Origin of the sequence: Comamonas endophytica (genome assembly GCF_023634805.2) — a bacterium.
Classification (GTDB): Bacteria; Pseudomonadota; Gammaproteobacteria; order Burkholderiales; family Burkholderiaceae_C; genus Comamonas; species Comamonas endophytica.
The window spans coordinates 308,564-325,166 of sequence record NZ_CP106882.1 but is presented as its reverse complement, the minus strand read 5'-3'; the positions used below and the strand labels follow the sequence as shown (position 1 = coordinate 325,166).

Here is a 16,603-nt window from a genome sequence, read left to right as displayed (position 1 = left end):
CTACAGCCCGCCTGCCAGGGCCCGCATAGCATCCACAGCATGCGTGCTGAAGCGGACCTGATCATTGCCCGCCCCGAAGGGCTGTACTGCCCGCCCGGCGATTTCTATATCGACCCCTGGCGGCCCGTGGAGCGCGCGGTCATCACCCATGCGCACAGCGACCATGCGCGCTATGGCAGCGCGCATTACCTCGCGCACCAAGACAGCGCGCCGATCCTGCGCCGGCGCCTGGGCCAGGACATCACGCTGCAGACGCTGGCCTACGGCGAGGCCATAGAGCACCACGGCGTGCGGCTGTCGCTGCATCCGGCGGGCCACGTGCTGGGCTCGGCGCAGGTGCGGCTCGAGCATGGCGGGCGCGTCTGGGTCGCCTCGGGCGACTACAAGCTCGAGGACGACGGCACCTGCGCGCCCTTCGAGCCGGTGCGCTGCGATACCTTCATCACCGAATCCACCTTCGGCCTGCCGATCTACCGCTGGCCCACGCAGCCCGAGCTGTTTGCCGACATCAACGCCTGGTGGCGCGCGAACGCCGAGGCCGGGCGCGCGTCGGTGCTCTATGCCTATGCGCTGGGCAAGGCGCAGCGGCTGCAATATGGCGTCGATGCCTCGATAGGGCCGATCGTCGCGCATGGCGCCGTCGAGCCGATCAACGCGATCTACCGCGAAGCCGGCGTGGCGCTGCCGCCGACCTTCCATGCGACCGATCCGGCGCTGGACAAAGCCATGCTGTCGCGCGCGCTGGTCATTGCCCCGCCTTCGGCCGGGCGCACCAGCTGGATGCGCCGCTTTCCCAACCCCTCGGATGCCTTTGCCAGCGGCTGGATGAAGCTGCGCGGCACGCGCCGCCGCCGCGGCGTGGACCGCGGCTTCGTGGTCTCGGACCATGCCGACTGGCCCGGGCTGCAGTCCGCGATTCTCGCGACCGGCGCCGAACGCATCTTCGTCACCCATGGCAGCGTCGCCGTGATGGTGCGCTGGCTTTGCGAGCAGGGGCTGCAGGCCCAGGGCTTCACCACCGAATATGGCGACCATGACGAATCGGACGATGCCGCGGCGCGCGCCGATGCCGAGGAGGCGCCCGCGTCCGAATGAAAGCCTTTGCCGAACTCTACCGCCAGCTCGACGCCTCCACGGCCAGCCTGGCCAAGCAGGCCGCGCTGCAGCAATACCTGCGCGCCGCGCCCGCGCGCGACGCTGCCTGGGCGGTGTATTTCCTGGCCGGCGGCAAGCCGCGCCAGCTGGTGCCGGTGAAGCTGCTGCGCGAGCAGGCGCGCCTGGCGGCCGGGCTGCCGGAGTGGCTGTTCGATGAGAGCTACCACGCCGTGGGCGACCTGGCCGAGACGATTGCGCTGCTGCTGCCCGAATCCGAGGAAGCCGTGGAGCTGCCGCTGGCCGACTGGATGCAGCAGCACCTGCTGCCGCTGCGCGGCAAATCGCCCGAGGAACTGGCGGGCCTGCTGCAGGCGCAGTGGCGCATGCTGGCCCCCGGGCAGCGGCTGGTGTATTTCAAGCTGATCACGGGAGCCTTCCGCGTCGGCGTATCGCGGCTGCAGGTGACGCAGGCGCTGGCCGCCGTCAGCGGCATCGATGCCAAGCTGATCGCCCAGCGCCTGATGGGCTACACGCACATCGGCGCGCAGCCCTCGGCCGAGGACTATGCGGCGCTGGTCGCGCCCGCGGACGCAGAGGCCGGCACCGGCGCGCAGGGCGGCCAGCCCTATCCGTTCTTCCTGGCGCATCCCTTCAACATCCCGCTGGCGCAGTTCGATGCCACGCTCGGGCCGTCCGATGGCTGGCTGGTCGAATGGAAATGGGATGGCATCCGCGCGCAGCTGGTCAAGCGGGCAGGGCAGGTGGCCGTGTGGACCCGTGGCGAGGAACTGGTCAGCGACCGCTATCCGGAACTGCAGGCCATGGGCGCGGGCCTGCCCGACGGCACGGTGCTCGATGGCGAGATCCTGGTCTGGCGCGACGGCCGGGCCCAGCCCTTTGCCGAGCTGCAGCAGCGCATCGGCCGCAAGACGCTGGGCCCCAAGCTGCTGCGCGATCTGCCGGTGGTGCTGTGCGTCTACGACCTGCTGGAAGAAGGCGGCGCCGATCTGCGCGCGCTGCCCCAGCACGAACGCCGCACGCGGCTGGAGCACCTGGCCGCGGCCTTCCCGCATCCGCAGCTGGAGCTGAGCCCGCTGCTGCGCGCCGGCAGCTGGGAGGAGCTGGCGGTGCAGCGCGAGCAGGCGCGCGCGCTGGGCGTCGAGGGCATGATGCTCAAGCGGCTCGATGCGCAGTATGGCGTGGGCCGCACCAAGGATGTGGGCGTGTGGTGGAAATGGAAGATCGACCCGCTGTCGGTCGATGCGGTGCTGATCTATGCCCAACGCGGCAGCGGCCGGCGCGCCAGCCTCTACACCGACTACACCTTTGCCGTGTGGAACGGGCCGCAGGACGATCCCGCGCGCCAGCTGGTGCCCTTCGCCAAAGCCTACTCGGGGCTGACGGATGCCGAGATCCGCGCCGTCGATGCCGTGATCCGCAAGACCACGCAGGAGACCTTCGGACCCGTGCGCAGCGTCACGCCGACTATGGTCTTCGAGCTGGGCTTCGAGGGCATCGCCAAAAGCAGCCGGCACAAGAGCGGCATCGCGGTGCGCTTTCCGCGCATGCTGCGCCGCCGTGAGGACAAGCCGGTGGAAGAGGCCGATACGCTGGCGACCCTGCAGGCGCTTCTGCCGGGAGCCGGCTGATGGCGGCGCGCAAGAAGCCGAACACCGACCCTGCCCTTGAAGCCTGGATCGATGAACGCGGCTGGAAGGCCTTCCCCTTCCAGCGCCAGGTCTGGGCGGAGATGGCGCGCGGCGCCAGCGGCATGCTGCATTCGAGCACCGGCAGCGGCAAGACACTGGCCGTATGGCTCGGTGCACTGGGCGCGCTGCGCCAGGAGATCGCGCCCGAGGGCGCCAAGGGCAAGCCGCCGCCGCTGGCAGTGCTGTGGATCACGCCGATGCGCGCGCTGGCTGCCGACACGCTGCGCTCCATCGAGGCGCCGATGCAGGCGCTGTGCCCGGGCTGGAGCGCGGGCCTGCGCAGCGGCGACACGAGCTCCAGCCAGCGCGCCGCGCAGGACCGGCGGCTGCCGACGGTGCTGGTGACCACTCCCGAGAGCCTTACGCTGCTGCTGTCGCGCGCCGATGCGCGCGAGCTGCTCAAGAACGTGCGTGTCGCGGTGGTCGACGAATGGCACGAGCTGATGGGCAACAAGCGCGGCGTGCAGACGCAGCTGGCGCTGGCGCGGCTGCGCACGTTCCAGCCGGCGTTGATGACCTGGGGGCTGTCGGCCACGCTGGGCAATCTCGACGAGGCGCTGCGCACGCTTTTGGGCTCTGCGCCCGAAACCGACGGCCGGCCCGCGGTGCTGGTGCAGGGCGAGACCGACAAGACGCTGGTCATCGACACGCTGCTGCCGGCCGCTGCCGAGCGCTTCGCCTGGGCCGGCCACATGGGGCTGCGCATGCTGCCGCAGGTGGTGCAGGCCATCGAGGAGAGCGCCAGCTGCCTGGTCTTCACCAACATGCGCTCTCAGGCCGAGCGCTGGTACAGCGCGCTGCTCGAGGCGCGGCCCGACTGGGCCGGCGTGCTGGCGCTGCACCATGGCTCGCTGGACCGCGGCGTGCGCGAATGGGTCGAGGTCGGGCTCAAGGAAGGGCGCGTGAAGGCGGCGGTATGTACCTCCAGCCTGGACCTGGGCGTGGACTTCCTGCCCGTGGACCGGGTGCTGCAGATCGGCTCTGCCAAGGGCGTGGCGCGGCTGGTGCAGCGCGCGGGCCGCGCCGGCCACGCCCCGGGCCGGCCGTCGCGCATCACCCTGGTGCCGACGCACAGCCTGGAGCTGCTGGAAGCGTCGGCGGCGCGCGCCGCGGTGCATGCCGGGCAGATCGAGGCGCGCACCAGCCCGCGCGCGCCGCTCGATGTCATGGTCCAGCACCTGGTGACGGTGGCGCTGGGCGGGGGCTTCAAGCCCGAGGAACTGCTCGCCGAGGTGCGCGGCACCGTGGCCTATGCCGAGCTCGATGAGGAACAGTGGCAGTGGTGCCTGGACTTCGTGCGCCAGGGCGGGCCGTCGCTGGCCGCCTATCCCGACTACCACCGCGTCGTGCCCGACGAGGAGGGCGTGTGGCGCGTGCCCGATGCGCGCCTGGCGCGGCGCCACCGCGTCAATATCGGCACCATCGTCAGCGACGCCTCGATCAGCGTGCAGTACCTGGGCGGCGCCAAGCTCGGCACGGTGGAGGAAAGCTTCATCGCGCGGCTCAAGCCCGGCGACGCCTTCATGTTCGGCGGCCGGCTGCTCGAACTCGTGCGCGTCGAGCAGATGACGGCGCTGGTGCGCCGCGCAGCAAGCGGGCGCGCGGCACTGCCGCGCTGGAATGGCGGGCGCATGCCGCTGTCGAACACGCTGGCCGATGCGGTGCTGCGCGAGCTGCAGGCTGCCGACGAGGGACGTTTCAATAGCCCCGAGATGCAATGCGTTCAGCCGCTGCTGGAGATCCAGCAGCGCTGGTCGGGCCTGCCCACGCCGCAGACGCTGGTGGCCGAGACCTTCAAGTCGCGCGAGGGCTGGCATCTGTTTGTCTACCCGTTTGCGGGGCGTCAGGTGCACCTGGGCCTGGCCAGCCTGATCGCCTGGCGCGCCGCGCAGCCTCAGACCGGCACCTTCTCGATTGCGCTCAACGACTATGGCTTCGAGCTGCTGAGCGCCACGCCCATCGACTGGGCCGAGCGGCTGCCCTCGCTGCTCGTGCTGCCGCCGCTCGATGAGCTGCTCGTGGAGGTGCTGGGCAGCCTCAATGCCACCGAGCTGGCGCGCCGGCGCTTCAGGGAAATCGCGCGCATTGCCGGGCTGATCTTCCAGAGCCACCCCGGCGAGCGCCGCAGCAACCGCCAGCTGCAGGCCTCGGCCGCGCTGTTCTACGAGGTGTTCCAGCGCTACGACCCGCGCAACGGCCTGCTGGCCCAGGCCGAGCAGGAGCTGCTGACGCAGGAACTCGATGTGCGCCAGCTGGCGGCGGCGCTCGGGCGCATCCAGGGCCAGCGCCTGTCGCTGCATGCACTGCAAAAACCCTCGCCACTGGCCTTCCCGCTGATGGTCGAGCGCTTTCGCGAAAAGCTCAGCAACGAGCCGCTGGCGCAGCGCATCGCGCGCATGGTGGCCGAGCTCGAGCGCAGCGCCGGCGGCGAGGCGGTGGGCACGGCGCATGCGCCGGCGCAGCAGGTGTTTGCCGAACGCGAGTCGCCCGAATGGGCCATCGACGCCGCGCTGGCGCTCGAGACCCGCAGTGAAACCCCCACCCGGCGCAAGCGCGAGCGCACGCGCCGCACGACAAAATGAAACCCTATGAACCCCCCCAAGGCGCGCTGGCCCTGTCGCTGGCGGGCGAAACCGTGGCCTTGCTGCCCGAGCGCGCGCTGTGGTGGCCGCGCGAGCGCGCGCTGTTCGTCGCCGACGTGCACCTGGGCAAGGCCGCCAGCTTCAGAGCGCTGGGCCAGCCCGTGCCCTCGGGCACCACGCGCGACAATCTGGAGCGTCTGAGCACCCTGATCGATACGCTCGATGCGCGCAGCCTGGTGGTACTGGGCGACTTCCTGCATGCGGCCACGGCGCAACAGGCTCAGGTCATCGCGCCGGTGGCGACCTGGCGCGAGCGGCATGCGGCGCTGCGCTGCGTGCTGGTGCGCGGCAACCACGACAGCCACGCGGGCGATCCGCCGCCCGCGCTGCGCTTCGATATCGTGGACGAGCCCTTTCGCATCGGCCCCTTTGCCGCCTGCCATCATCCGCAGACGGTGGAGGGGGCTCAGGTACTGGCCGGCCATCTGCACCCGGCGGTGCAGCTGCGCGGACGCGCCTATGATCGCGCGCGCCTGCCGTGCTTCTGCGAGGCCCCGGGGCTGCTGATCCTGCCTGCCTTTGGCGCCTTCACCGGCACCACGCTGGAGCTGCCGGCGCGGACGCTGTGCTGCTATGCGACGGGAGATGGGACCGTGACCGCGCTGCCCTGGAGCGGGCGCGATGGGTGAGCATTCTCAGGCAATATCCAGCGTAGGCACCAGCGCATGCAACTGCGCCAGCGCCTCTTCGCCCACCACTTCGCCCAGGTCGGCCAGGGGATCGGCGTCGTCGACCAGCGCATAGCCCATCGACCAGTTCCTGAACAGGCGCTCGCCCGGGCAGGGGCCCTGGTGCTGGAGGGTTAAATTCATATGCCGCGGGTCCCGGGCAATGCTCACCAGCAGGTCCTGCACGACCATCTGCGGGCCTTCGAGGTATTGCAGGAAGTGCTGCCCGTCAAACACCAGGACGCCGGTCAGCCCATGGGCGGAATTGAAGCTGCGCGCGGTCTTGATGATGTCGGAGATACAGGACAGCGGCGCATCGGGCGCCAGCCGGCTGTGGTAGAGGATGCAATAAAGCTTGGAGTTCAAGGCGAACCGATCGTGGAGGTGTGCGCACGGGCTCTGGTGCAGAAGACCAGAGAGCTTGCCGCGTGGGGATGGGTTGGCATCCTTGGGCAGAACCGGTGCGGTGCCCCGCAACAGTATGTTCAGCCTGTAGCGGCGTGACACAGCCGGTGTTCACGGTCGATAGAGGTTGTACCTACAGGCATTGTAGGCCTGGAGCCAATAAAAAGGTCGGATACTTATACAAAGGCATAAGTTTTGACCGAGTTGGCACAGCGCGTGGGTGTCCGTGCAGAACTGCTCGACGCCATGCCGGGTGCCGAAGACCCATGCGATATCGCAGGGGATCAGAGGAGCCGGCGGCATGACGTCGCTGGCTATGTGCAACAGGTCTGGCGACTCCATTGCACGACTCCAAGGCCTACTCGGTCCAGCGCGTCACCCACTCCACGATGCGTTGCATGACGTCAACGCGATGGCTGGGCTTGGCCTCCTTGGTGAAGGTATGGCTCGCTTCCGGATACATCACGAGTTCGCAGTTCTGGTTGCCGCCGCGGCGCAGCATAACGAACGCGCTTTCGGCCTGGCCCAGCGGGCAGCGCTGATCCTCCTTGCCGTGCAGCAGCAGCGTCGGCACCATCGAGCCGCGCAGATACTCCACGGGAGATTGATCATGCATGCGCTCGCGGGCTTCGGCATCGTCTCCCTTCATGGCGTATTTGTCGCTGTAGTAGCCGCTGTCCGAAGTGCCCCAATGGGCGTCGATCTGCGTCAGGCAGGCCATCGGCACCACGGCCTTGAAGACATCGGTATGGCCTGCTGCCCAGCAGGACATGAAGCCGCCGTAGGACTTGCCGGCCATGGCCACGCGCTGGTCGGCCAGGCCTTCGTCCTGCAGGGCCTTCACCGCAGCCAGATGCTGCGGCAGGTCGATGTCGCCCCAGCGCCCGCGCAGCCGGTCGGCAAACTCGCGGCCGTAGCTCGACGACCCGACCGCATTGAGCGCCAGGATCGACCATCCCTTGGACCACAGCATGGACCAGTAGGCCGCGGGCGCATAGGCAAACAGGGTGAAGCTGGCCGGGCCGCCGTGCACATCCACCAGCAGCGGCGTGGCTCCCTTGGTGCCTTCCGGCCGTATCAGCCAGCCGTCGATGCGCTCGGTGCCGCCGTTGCCATCGGGCACCTCGAAGTAGCGCCGCTCGACTGTTGCACGCCTGCGCTCCTGCCACCAGGGGTTCAGCTGGCTCAGGCTCTTCTCCCCGGAGCCGTCGTGGCGGCAGGCGTGCACTTCCATCGGCGAAACGATGCTCTCCGCCGTGTAGACCAGGAAATCGCGCGTGGCGATCAGTTGCGACAGCTGCCGCTCGCCTTCCACCAGCCACTTGATCTCGCCCTGCGGTACCGTGATCTCGGCAATCGCATGCACGCCGCGCCGGGCAATCAACGCCAGCACCCGCGAACTGTCCTTGCCGACGAACTGGACGCTGCTGCCCTCGTTGGAAATCTCGATCGAGTCATCGCCCAGCGGCTGCAGCTCGCCCGACTCCAGCTCCAGGCTCCACAGCCGGACCTGCGCGTCGCCTTCTTCCACCGTGCCCGAAAACACCACCCAGCGCTCGTCGGGCGACCAGGCGGGAAACAGCACCTGCGCCAGCGTCGTGGTCAGTTGCCGGGCGTTGGAGCCATCGCGGTCCATGATCCACAGGTCGGTGCGGTGCGACTCGTCGCCCTCGCGCGAGCGGGTGTAGAGGATGCGCTTGCCGTCGGCGGAGAACAGCGCGCATTTCACATCGAAGGGGCCGTCGGTGAGCTGTGTGGCCTTGCCGGTCGCGACGTCCACGGCAAAGAGATGGCTTTCGTTGCCGAGCTGGTAGCCGATTCCGTCCGCCTTGTAGGGCAGCTTCCAGGCGACCTGCGGGTCGCCCTGTGACGGCTTCGGCGAATCCGGGCCGGGCCGTGCGCCGCGCAGGTTGGGGTCCACCTGCACCGAGACGATCACCAGCAGGGTCTTGCCATCCAGGCTCCATTCGGAGGTGGTGGTGACGCCGTCGAGCAGACCCAGCTGGCGCGCCTCGCCGCCATCGCGCGGTATCAGGAACAGCTGCATCGAGCCGTTGCGGTTGGAGATGAATGCCAGCTGGCTGCCATCGGGGGACCAGCGCGGGTGGTTGTCCTGGTTGTTGCCCGAAGTCATCTGCCAGGGGGCGTCCCCGTTGGCTGGATAGATCCAGATGGCGCTGGTGGTGCTGTCTTTGGCCTCATTGACCGACTCGACGCAGCAGGCGGCGAGCCCTTCGTCCCAGGAGCAGCTGATGTCGGTCACATGGCGGTGCAAAAGCAGGTCGGCAGCTTCGAAGGATTGGCTCATGCGCTCGGCTTTCATGTAGTTTTGGCAACGCGTGGATGTGTTTTTGGCAGACCAGGCCTCGGATGAGCGGGGAACCGATCCGAGGCCCGAGCTTGAAAGTACGCCTGTGCCACTGGCGCCCAAGTCAGACAACAGGCCGCCGTCCCCAGGGTAAAACTCGCACCCCCAGCACAGGATGCAACATTCGGTTCAAGAGCCTGCCATTGCGTTCCATCCGCGGCCAAGACGCTGGAATTCGAGGTTGGGGACGACCTCCGCCATTGCTGGCCATCCTGGCTATTAAGCCGTCATGCTCGTCAGCTTTGCGCTGCTGTCGATTTCCATGCGCACCCTTCCATTGGGCACGGCCTACATCATCTGGAGCGGCATTGGCGCCGTGGGCGCGTTTTCGCATCGCGGTGCTGGGCGAGGCCGCCAGCCCGATGCGCCTGCTAGCGGCGGTGCTGATCGTCGCCGGCCTGCTGCTCATGAAGCTGCCGAGCTGAGCGCCCGACAGCTGCGGCGCCATTGCGGCGCCGCTTTCTTCCTCAGGCGTAGTTCACCACCGAGCGGATCGACTTGCCTTCGTGCATCAGGTCGAAGGCCTCGTTGATCTCGGTCAGCGGCATGGTGTGGGTCACGAAGGGCTCGAGCTGGATATCGCCGCGCATCGCCTCTTCCACCATGCCCGGCAGCTCCGAACGGCCCTTGACGCCGCCAAAGGCCGTGCCCAGCCAGCGCCGGCCGGTGACCAGCTGGAAGGGGCGGGTGGAGATTTCCTGGCCCGCGCCGGCCACGCCGATGATCACCGACTGGCCCCAGCCGCGGTGCGCGCATTCGAGCGCGGCGCGCATCACGTTGACATTGCCGATGCATTCGAAGGAGTGGTCCACGCCCCAGCCCGTCATCTCGACGATGACCTGCTGGATCGGCTTGTCGTAGTCCTTGGGGTTGATGCAGTCGGTGGCGCCGAAGGTGCGCGCGAGCTCGAATTTCGAGGGGTTGGTGTCGATGGCGATGATGCGCCCGGCCTGCGCCTGCTTGGCGCCCTGCAGCACGGCCAGGCCGATGCCGCCCAGGCCGAACACCGCCACCGAGTCGCCGGGCTGGACCTTGGCGGTGTTCTTCACGGCGCCCAGGCCCGTGGTCACGCCGCAGCCCAGCAGGCAGACCTGCTCGGGGTTGGCATCGGGGTTGATCTTGGCCAGCGAGACCTCGGCCACCACGGTGTACTCGCTGAAGGTGGAGCAGCCCATATAGTGGTAGATCGGCTTGCCTTCATAGGAAAAGCGCGTCGTGCCGTCGGGCATCAGGCCCTTGCCCTGGGTGGCGCGCACTGCGACGCACAGGTTGGTCTTGCCGGACTTGCAGAACAGGCATTCCTTGCATTCCGCGGTGTACAGCGGAATCACATGGTCGCCGGGCTTGACGCTGGTCACGCCTTCGCCGACTTCCACGACGATGCCTGCGCCTTCATGGCCCAGCACGGCGGGAAAGATACCCTCGGGATCCTCGCCGGACAGCGTGAAGGCGTCGGTGTGGCACACGCCGGTATGGGTGATCCTGACCAGGACCTCGCCCTTGCGTGGCGGCTCGACATCGATCTCGACGATCTGCAGGGGCTGGCCTGCGGCAAAGGCAACGGCGGCGCGGGATTTCATGGATTTCTTCCTCGGGTGGGTGGATGCCCAGCGGTGCGGCGGACGCACTCCGGATGCATGGGCGGATGGCGTGCATTATTGGATAACTTTGCACCCCCGCCGCCGATAAAGTCCGCGCGCCGCGCAGCGCCGCCTTCAGAAACCGCTGAAGCCCTCGGGCTGGAGGCCGATCAGTCCGGCAAGGGCCATGGCGCCCAGCAGTCCTGCCACTGGCGTCAAAGGCGCCTCGGCTGCATCCTCCAGGAGCACTGCCTCGGGTGTGGCGGGAGCATCGGGCGTCATGGGAGCGTCAGGCCCCTCCGGCGCATCGAGCGCATCCAGTGAAAAAGCCCCTTCAGGCACCTCGGGGGCTTCAGGTGCCGCGAGCCCGTCCAGCTCGGGCATATCCGCCATCTCGGCGACTTCCCCGGCGGCAGCTGCATCGTCGGCGCCGGGCTCGACCTGCCGTTGTCCGATAGCCGCCTGAAGGAGTTGCAATCGGGTCAGATAATAGGGCTCCGCTGCTGGACCCGGCTGCGCGGCGGCCGGCGACGTGTGGCTGGAATCCTCGGAGTCGAGTTCGCGCCGCGCCCATTCATGGCCTGAGAGGCCGAGATCCAGGCTTTCCATGGCTGCAAGGCGGGCATCGGCCGAGGCGGGAAACTCGCGATAGGCGACCTCTGCCGGTTCCGGGCTCCATGCGCCGGGCGGGTTGGGTTCAGCGGGCTGCTCGGCGGCCTGCGCCGCGGGGTGGTGGGCCGGGGCGCCGCCTTCCCGGTGCCTGGCAAGCCAGGCACTGAAGTCGGCTGGACGAGGAAGCCCGCCGAATTCCTGCGCCACCAGTCCGAAGACGGAGGGAGGAAGCTCGAAGGTGTCGAAGTCCGGGGGCAAGCGGGACGGAGGTGGGGTAGGCATAGGTTTTCCAATACTGAAGAAGCGGGAGGAACGGCGGGCGCGATGCGCCGGTCGTGTCTGGTTCAGTTGGCCCTCAGGCAAGCCGTGTGGGAAGTACATCGCCACACTCGATGCATTTGTTATATCAACTGAATTTATATCTTAATAGTATTTGACTATTTCACGCAAGTTGCATGGGTCGCATTCGGCCTGTCCAATCCGTATAGGATGCTGTCCGGGCTGCTCCGGCTTGCGGTGCGTGGCCCTTCATCTGGATCGCTAGACACATGGCAGAGCAAAAAATCGAGTTCTACAACGGCCCCGCGGGAGGATGGGGGGCGCTGCGCAGCGTGAAGAACACACTGCTGCGGCATGACATCGCACTCAAGGGCGCGAAGACGCTGCTGTCCGCCAACCAGCCCGATGGCTTCGACTGCCCGGGCTGCGCCTGGCCCGACCGCAACCATGCGTCGAGCTTCGAGTTCTGCGAGAACGGCGCCAAGGCCGTGGCCGCCGAAGCCACCGCGCGGCGCGCGGGCCCCGAGTTCTTCGCGCGCCATACGCTGGCCGAGATGATGGCGCAAAGCGACTTCTGGCTCGAGGACCAGGGCCGGCTCACGCACCCGATGCGCTATGACGCCGCAAGCGACCGCTATCTGCCCGTCGAATGGGACGCGGCCTTTGCGCTGATTGCGCAGCAGCTGCAGGCCCTGCCGGACCCGAACCAGGCGATCTTCTACACCTCGGGGCGCGCCAGCAACGAGGCGGCCTTTCTCTACCAGCTGTTCGTGCGCGAATACGGCACCAACAATTTCCCCGACTGCTCGAACATGTGCCACGAAGCCAGCGGCAACGGCATGCGCGCGCAGATCGGCGTGGGCAAGGGCACGGTGACGCTGGACGACTTCGAGCATGCCGAGGCCATCTTCATCTTCGGCCAGAACCCCGGCACCAACCACCCGCGCATGCTCGGCGAGCTGCGCGCGGCGCACAAGCGCGGCGCGCGCATCGTCAGTTTCAACCCGCTGCACGAGCGCGGCCTGGAGCGTTTCCAGGACCCGCAAAGCAAGCTGGAGATGGCAACGCTGGGCGCCACCCCCATCAGCACCCATTACTTCCAGGTGCGCGCGGGCGGCGACCTGGCGGCGGTGAAGGGCATGATGAAGCATGTGCTGGAGCAGGAGGCGGCGCGCGGCGGGGTCCTCGACCACGCTTTCATTGCCGAGCACACCAGCGGCTTCGAGGCACTGGCGGCGGATCTGCAGGCCGAGGAGTGGTCCGTGCTGGAGCGCGAATCCGGGCTCGGCGAAGCGCAGATGCGCGCCGCCGGCGAGGTCTATATCGGCGCGGCAAGCTCCATCGTCTGCTGGGGAATGGGCATCACGCAGCACATGCATTCGGTGGCCACGGTGCAGATGCTGGTCAACCTGCTGCTGCTGCGCGGCAACCTGGGCCGCCCGGGCGCGGGCGCCTGTCCCGTGCGCGGCCACAGCAATGTGCAGGGCGACCGCAGCATGGGCATCTGGGAAAAGCCCCCGGCGGCGCTGCTCGACCGGCTCCAGCAGGTCTTCGGCTTCGAGCCGCCGCGCGACGACGGAGTCGACACGGTGGAAGCCATCCGGCTGATGCTCGAAGGCCGCGGGAAGGTGTTCATCGCGCTGGGCGGCAACTTCGCGGCCGCCGCGCCCGACACCGATGCCACCTGGGAAGCGCTGCGCCGCTGCGATCTCACGGTGCATGTCGCCACCAAGCTCAACCGCAGCCACCTGGTGCATGGACGCGACGCGCTGATCCTGCCCTGCCTGGGCCGCACCGAGATCGATGTGCAGGCCGGCGGCGTGCAGAGCGTCTCGGTCGAGGACTCGATGAGCATGGTGCACCTGTCCGGCGGCATCAATGCGCCGGCCTCGGAGCTGCTGCTGTCCGAGCCGGCCATCGTCGCGCGCCTGGCCGCGGCCACGCTGGCGGGCCCCGGCGGCAAGGGCAGCCGCACGCCCTGGCTGTGGCTGATCGAGGACTACGCGCGCATACGCGACCTGATCGCCCGGGTGTTCGACGATTTCCACGACTTCAATGCGCGCGTGGCCAAGCCCGGGGGCTTCAGGCTGCGCAACACCGCCAGCGAGCGCGTATGGAATACCGCCAGCCGCAAGGCCGGCTTCATGGCGCATGCCGTGCCGCGCGACACGCCGGTGCACCGCGCCACCGAGCGTCTGCCCGATCAGCAGGTGTTCTCGCTGATGACCATGCGCTCGCACGACCAGTACAACACCACCGTCTACGGCATGGACGACCGCTACCGCGGCGTGTTCGGCCAGCGCCGCGTGGTGTTCATCCACGCCGAGGACATCCGCGAACTGGGCTTCAAGGACGGTGACTGGGTGGACCTGGTCTCCGCCTGGGACGACGGCCAGGAGCGGCGCGCCGAGCGTTTCCGCCTGGTGGCCTACGACATCCCGCGCGGCAATATCGGCGCTTACTATCCCGAGACCAACCCGCTGGTGCCGCTGGCGGCCACGGCAGTGGGAGCGGGCACGCCGACCTCCAAGGCCGTGCCGGTGCTGCTGCGGGCGCATACCGGCATCGTCGGCTGAGGCATCAGCGCGCCGGGGCCGGGGCGCGCAGTTCGGCGCGCGCCTGGCGCAGCACGCTGGCGCCGCCATGCAGCGCCAGCGCCGCCATCAGGCTGGCCACCAGCAGGTCCGGCCAGGCGCTGCCCGTGCCGAACACCCCGGCCGCGGCCAGCAGCACCGCCAGGTTGCCGATCGCATCGTTGCGCGAGCACAGCCAGACGCTGCGCATGTTGGCATCGCCCTGGCGGAACGCATACAGCATCCAGGCCACGCCCAGATTGGTTTGCAGGCCCAGCACCGCCACGACTCCCATGGTGGTGGCGTTCGGCACGCTGCCGCTCCACACGGCCCACAGCGCACTGCCCAGCACATAGGCGCCAAAGCCCAGCATGCACAGCGCCTTGAGCACCGCGGCGCGCGCGCGCCAGGCCAGCGCCGAGGCCAGCACCGCCAGCGAGATGCCGTAGTTCAGCGCGTCGCCGCCAAAGTCGATGGCATCGGCCAACAGCGACAGCGAGCCGGAGCCCAGGCTGCTGGCGATCTCGACCACGAACATCGCGGCGTTGGCCAGCAGCGCGACCCAGAGCACGCGGCGCATGCGGCCCAGGTTCTCGATATCCTTGATCTGCGGGGTTTCATGGTGGCAGCAATGGCTGGACATGGTGGACTCCTGAAGTGAATTCCCGCATTGAAAACCCTGGAGCGGCTACAGGGTCAAGTGCTCTGGCGAATTACACTTACGCCCATCAGGCAATGGGGAATGCCATGCAGATCAAGGAACTCGCGCGCGCCACCGGCGTGGACATGGAAACCATCCGCTTCTATGAAAAACAGGGCCTGTGGCCCGCGCCCGCGCGGCTGGCCAATGGCTACCGCGACTATGCCCCGCTGCATCTGGAGCGGCTGGCCTTCATCCGCCACTGCCGGGCGCTGGATATCGCGCTGCCCGATGTGCGGCGCCTGCTGCAAGCCATCGACGCGCCTGGCGCCGCCTGCCTCGATGTCGACGCCCTGGTGGACGCACAGCTGGCGCGCGTGCGCGCCCGGCTGCTGAGCATGCAGGCGCTGGAGCGGCAACTGCTGCAGCTGCGCCGCTCCTGCAGCGGCGACCATGCCCATCAAAGCTGCGGCATCCTCAAGGAACTGGTGGGGGCGGCGCACGGGGAGGCGTGCGCCTGTCATTGAGACGGCGCTTGGGCGGGGCCAGCGGCACAGGCCTGCAGCGCCGTGCCCGCCTGCGCGCGCGCCTGTTCGGTCAGGTCGTCGAGAAACACCCGCGTGCGCTGCGGAATGAACTTGCGGCTGGGCAGCACTGCGTACATCACCAGGCGCCCGGTGATCCACGGACTCAGCACGCGGACCAGTTCGCCACGCGCGAGCCAGGAAGCCACGGTGTCCATCGCCGCCGCGGCAATGCCTGCGCCATCGAGCGCGGCGCGCCCCAGCGCTGCAGGTAGGCGGGCGACGCCACCAGGATCGCGTGGGTCTCGATCACCTTGCGCGTCACGGCATCGGCCTCGTCTATGTCCTGCAGGATATTGCGCACCCGGCTCAGATAGCTCTGGCCTGCCTCGGTCAAAGACAGGCGGCGCGTTCCCGTCGATGGCATGACCGGACTGAAGGCCAATGAACTGGTGCCGGGCAACTATCCGGCCCGGTCCACCGCACAGGACCGGAGCCGCGACCAGGTGCAGTCCGAGCTGGCCACCGCCCTGCGCGGTGGCGCGCTGCCCGTGCACGGCAGCGTCTGATCCCGTCTTCAGGCGCCGGGGGTGGCCGCCGCCGCGCCGGCCGCCGGCCCGTCCTGCCCCAGCCCCGCCACCGCCAGCGCCCGTACCGCGCGCGCGGTCTTGCCGCCAAAGTCGTGCAGCGGGTTGTATTCGACGATCTCCAGGCCCATGAAACGCGGATCATCGCGGCAGCCGCGCAGCGCGGCCGTGGCCTCGGCCAGCGAAATGCCGTGCGCCACGGGCGTGCCGGTCGCGGGCGCATCGAGCGGATCGAGCCCATCGATATCCATGCTCACGCCCCAGCCGGCGCATTCCGCGCCCACCTTTTCCCGCGCCTGCGCAAAGCAGCTCTCGAAGCCTTCGCGCGCGACCTCCTCCATGAAGAACACCCGCACGCCCAGCGAGTCGAGCAGGATGCGTTCGGCGCTCTCATAGCTGCGCGCGCCGATGATGAACAGGTGCTCGGGGCGGATCTTGCCGCTCCAGCCAAAGAGCTGGGTGAATGCCGCGCAGCCATGGCCGAGCAGCGCCGCCAGCGGCATGCCATGTGGAGCGTTGGACTCCGAGGAATCGGGCGTGTGCGCATCGAGATGCGCATCGATCCAGATCAGCCCGAGCGGGCCCTGCGGGCGCAGCGCCTGGGCCATGCCGCTCCAGCTGCCGATGGCGCAGGAATGGTCCCCGCCCAGCACCAGCAGCTGCGCGCCGCCGCGCGCCAGCGGCAGCACGGCTTCGGCCAGCGCGTGGTTGAAGCGCGCGATGGTGTCCATGCGGTCGCTGGCCTGCAGCGGGTCGGACGCCACCGCGGTCCCGGCATGGACCTCGCGGCCCGCATCGGCAAGGGCCTGCGCCATGCCCGAGGCCAGCAGCGCGCTGGCCGCGTACTTGCAGCCGCTGTCGCCGGCGCCCTCGCCAACGGCCGCGCTGACGATGTGCAATGGTTTGCGCGCCTGGTCCATG

15 protein-coding genes and 1 pseudogene are annotated in these 16,603 nt (G+C 68.6%); 8 read left to right on the top strand and 8 right to left on the bottom strand.

From position 1 onward, the window contains the following. Window positions 1–39 precede the first annotated feature (39 nt). The 4 genes from M9799_RS18475 to pdeM are packed head-to-tail and all read left to right on the top strand — an operon-like array spanning window position 40 to window position 6,075. Window positions 40–1,095: a ligase-associated DNA damage response exonuclease gene (locus M9799_RS18475; protein ID WP_231043774.1), complete on the top strand. Its 1,056-nt coding sequence runs from the start codon at window positions 40–42 to the stop codon at window positions 1,093–1,095. Then, window positions 1,092–2,744 (top strand): ATP-dependent DNA ligase, encoded by a 1,653-nt coding sequence (locus tag M9799_RS18470; RefSeq protein WP_231043775.1) that lies wholly within the window; start codon window positions 1,092–1,094, stop codon window positions 2,742–2,744. Before M9799_RS18475 ends, M9799_RS18470 begins: the two co-directional genes overlap by 4 nt. Continuing rightward, on the top strand, window positions 2,744–5,386 hold the full coding sequence (locus tag M9799_RS18465) for a ligase-associated DNA damage response DEXH box helicase (protein WP_231043776.1): 2,643 nt from the start codon (window positions 2,744–2,746) through the stop codon (window positions 5,384–5,386). The genes M9799_RS18470 and M9799_RS18465 overlap by 1 nt, the downstream gene beginning before the upstream one ends. Then, the gene (gene pdeM, locus M9799_RS18460) at window positions 5,383–6,075 is read left to right on the top strand and encodes a ligase-associated DNA damage response endonuclease PdeM (protein WP_231043777.1); all 693 of its coding nucleotides are present in this window, start codon (window positions 5,383–5,385) and stop codon (window positions 6,073–6,075) included. Before M9799_RS18465 ends, pdeM begins: the two co-directional genes overlap by 4 nt. Window positions 6,076–6,081: 6 nt before the next feature. Here pdeM and M9799_RS18455 read toward each other — a convergent pair whose 3' ends face one another. Together M9799_RS18455 and M9799_RS18450 are read right to left on the bottom strand one after the other, a co-directional pair. Beyond that, window positions 6,082–6,480, bottom strand: a complete 399-nt coding sequence (locus M9799_RS18455) for a BLUF domain-containing protein (RefSeq protein WP_231043778.1) — start codon at window positions 6,478–6,480, stop codon at window positions 6,082–6,084. A 397-nt stretch (window positions 6,481–6,877) separates the two neighbouring features. Next, window positions 6,878–8,827, bottom strand: coding sequence for a S9 family peptidase (locus tag M9799_RS18450; protein ID WP_231043779.1), 1,950 nt, complete (start codon window positions 8,825–8,827; stop codon window positions 6,878–6,880). Window positions 8,828–9,116: 289 nt separating this feature from the next. On the opposite strand from M9799_RS18450, the pseudogene M9799_RS18445 reads away from it, so the two are divergent. Then, window positions 9,117–9,312 (top strand): annotated as a pseudogene (locus M9799_RS18445) (DMT family transporter); the annotation flags it as partial. Window positions 9,313–9,354: 42 nt separating this feature from the next. Here M9799_RS18445 and M9799_RS18440 read toward each other — a convergent pair. Next, a complete protein-coding gene (locus M9799_RS18440; protein ID WP_231043780.1) occupies window positions 9,355–10,467 on the bottom strand; it encodes an S-(hydroxymethyl)glutathione dehydrogenase/class III alcohol dehydrogenase in 1,113 nt (370 codons plus the stop codon). 135 nt (window positions 10,468–10,602) lie between these two features. Then, window positions 10,603–11,337 carry a hypothetical protein gene (locus tag M9799_RS18435; protein WP_231043781.1) on the bottom strand — a complete coding sequence of 245 codons (735 nt, stop codon included), beginning with the start codon at window positions 11,335–11,337 and terminating at the stop codon, window positions 10,603–10,605. Window positions 11,338–11,627: 290 nt separating this feature from the next. Between M9799_RS18435 and M9799_RS18430 the strand changes: the two genes are divergently transcribed. Further along, window positions 11,628–13,934: an FdhF/YdeP family oxidoreductase gene (locus M9799_RS18430; protein ID WP_231043782.1), complete on the top strand. Its 2,307-nt coding sequence runs from the start codon at window positions 11,628–11,630 to the stop codon at window positions 13,932–13,934. 4 nt (window positions 13,935–13,938) lie between these two features. On the opposite strand, the gene M9799_RS18425 is transcribed toward M9799_RS18430, so the two are convergent. Continuing rightward, a complete protein-coding gene (locus tag M9799_RS18425; RefSeq protein WP_231043783.1) occupies window positions 13,939–14,574 on the bottom strand; it encodes a cation efflux transmembrane domain-containing protein in 636 nt (211 codons plus the stop codon). A gap of 104 nt (window positions 14,575–14,678) precedes the next feature. On the opposite strand from M9799_RS18425, the gene M9799_RS18420 reads away from it, so the two are divergent. Then, window positions 14,679–15,098 (top strand): Cd(II)/Pb(II)-responsive transcriptional regulator, encoded by a 420-nt coding sequence (locus tag M9799_RS18420; protein WP_231043784.1) that lies wholly within the window; start codon window positions 14,679–14,681, stop codon window positions 15,096–15,098. Here the strand turns inward: M9799_RS18420 and M9799_RS18415 are convergent. Together M9799_RS18415 and M9799_RS18410 are read right to left on the bottom strand one after the other, a co-directional pair. Continuing rightward, window positions 15,092–15,268 (bottom strand): hypothetical protein, encoded by a 177-nt coding sequence (locus M9799_RS18415; RefSeq protein WP_231043785.1) that lies wholly within the window; start codon window positions 15,266–15,268, stop codon window positions 15,092–15,094. The two genes, M9799_RS18420 and M9799_RS18415, sit on opposite strands and share 7 nt — an antisense overlap. Next, window positions 15,262–15,522, bottom strand: coding sequence for a hypothetical protein (locus tag M9799_RS18410; protein ID WP_231043786.1), 261 nt, complete (start codon window positions 15,520–15,522; stop codon window positions 15,262–15,264). Before M9799_RS18410 ends, M9799_RS18415 begins: the two co-directional genes overlap by 7 nt. Here M9799_RS18410 and M9799_RS18405 point away from each other — a divergent pair. Further along, window positions 15,521–15,664: a hypothetical protein gene (locus M9799_RS18405; RefSeq protein ID WP_231043787.1), complete on the top strand. Its 144-nt coding sequence runs from the start codon at window positions 15,521–15,523 to the stop codon at window positions 15,662–15,664. The two genes, M9799_RS18410 and M9799_RS18405, sit on opposite strands and share 2 nt — an antisense overlap. Before the next feature lie 8 nt (window positions 15,665–15,672). On the opposite strand, the gene M9799_RS18400 is transcribed toward M9799_RS18405, so the two are convergent. Beyond that, window positions 15,673–16,602, bottom strand: coding sequence for an arginase (locus tag M9799_RS18400; protein ID WP_231043788.1), 930 nt, complete (start codon window positions 16,600–16,602; stop codon window positions 15,673–15,675). Window position 16,603 lies beyond the last annotated feature (1 nt).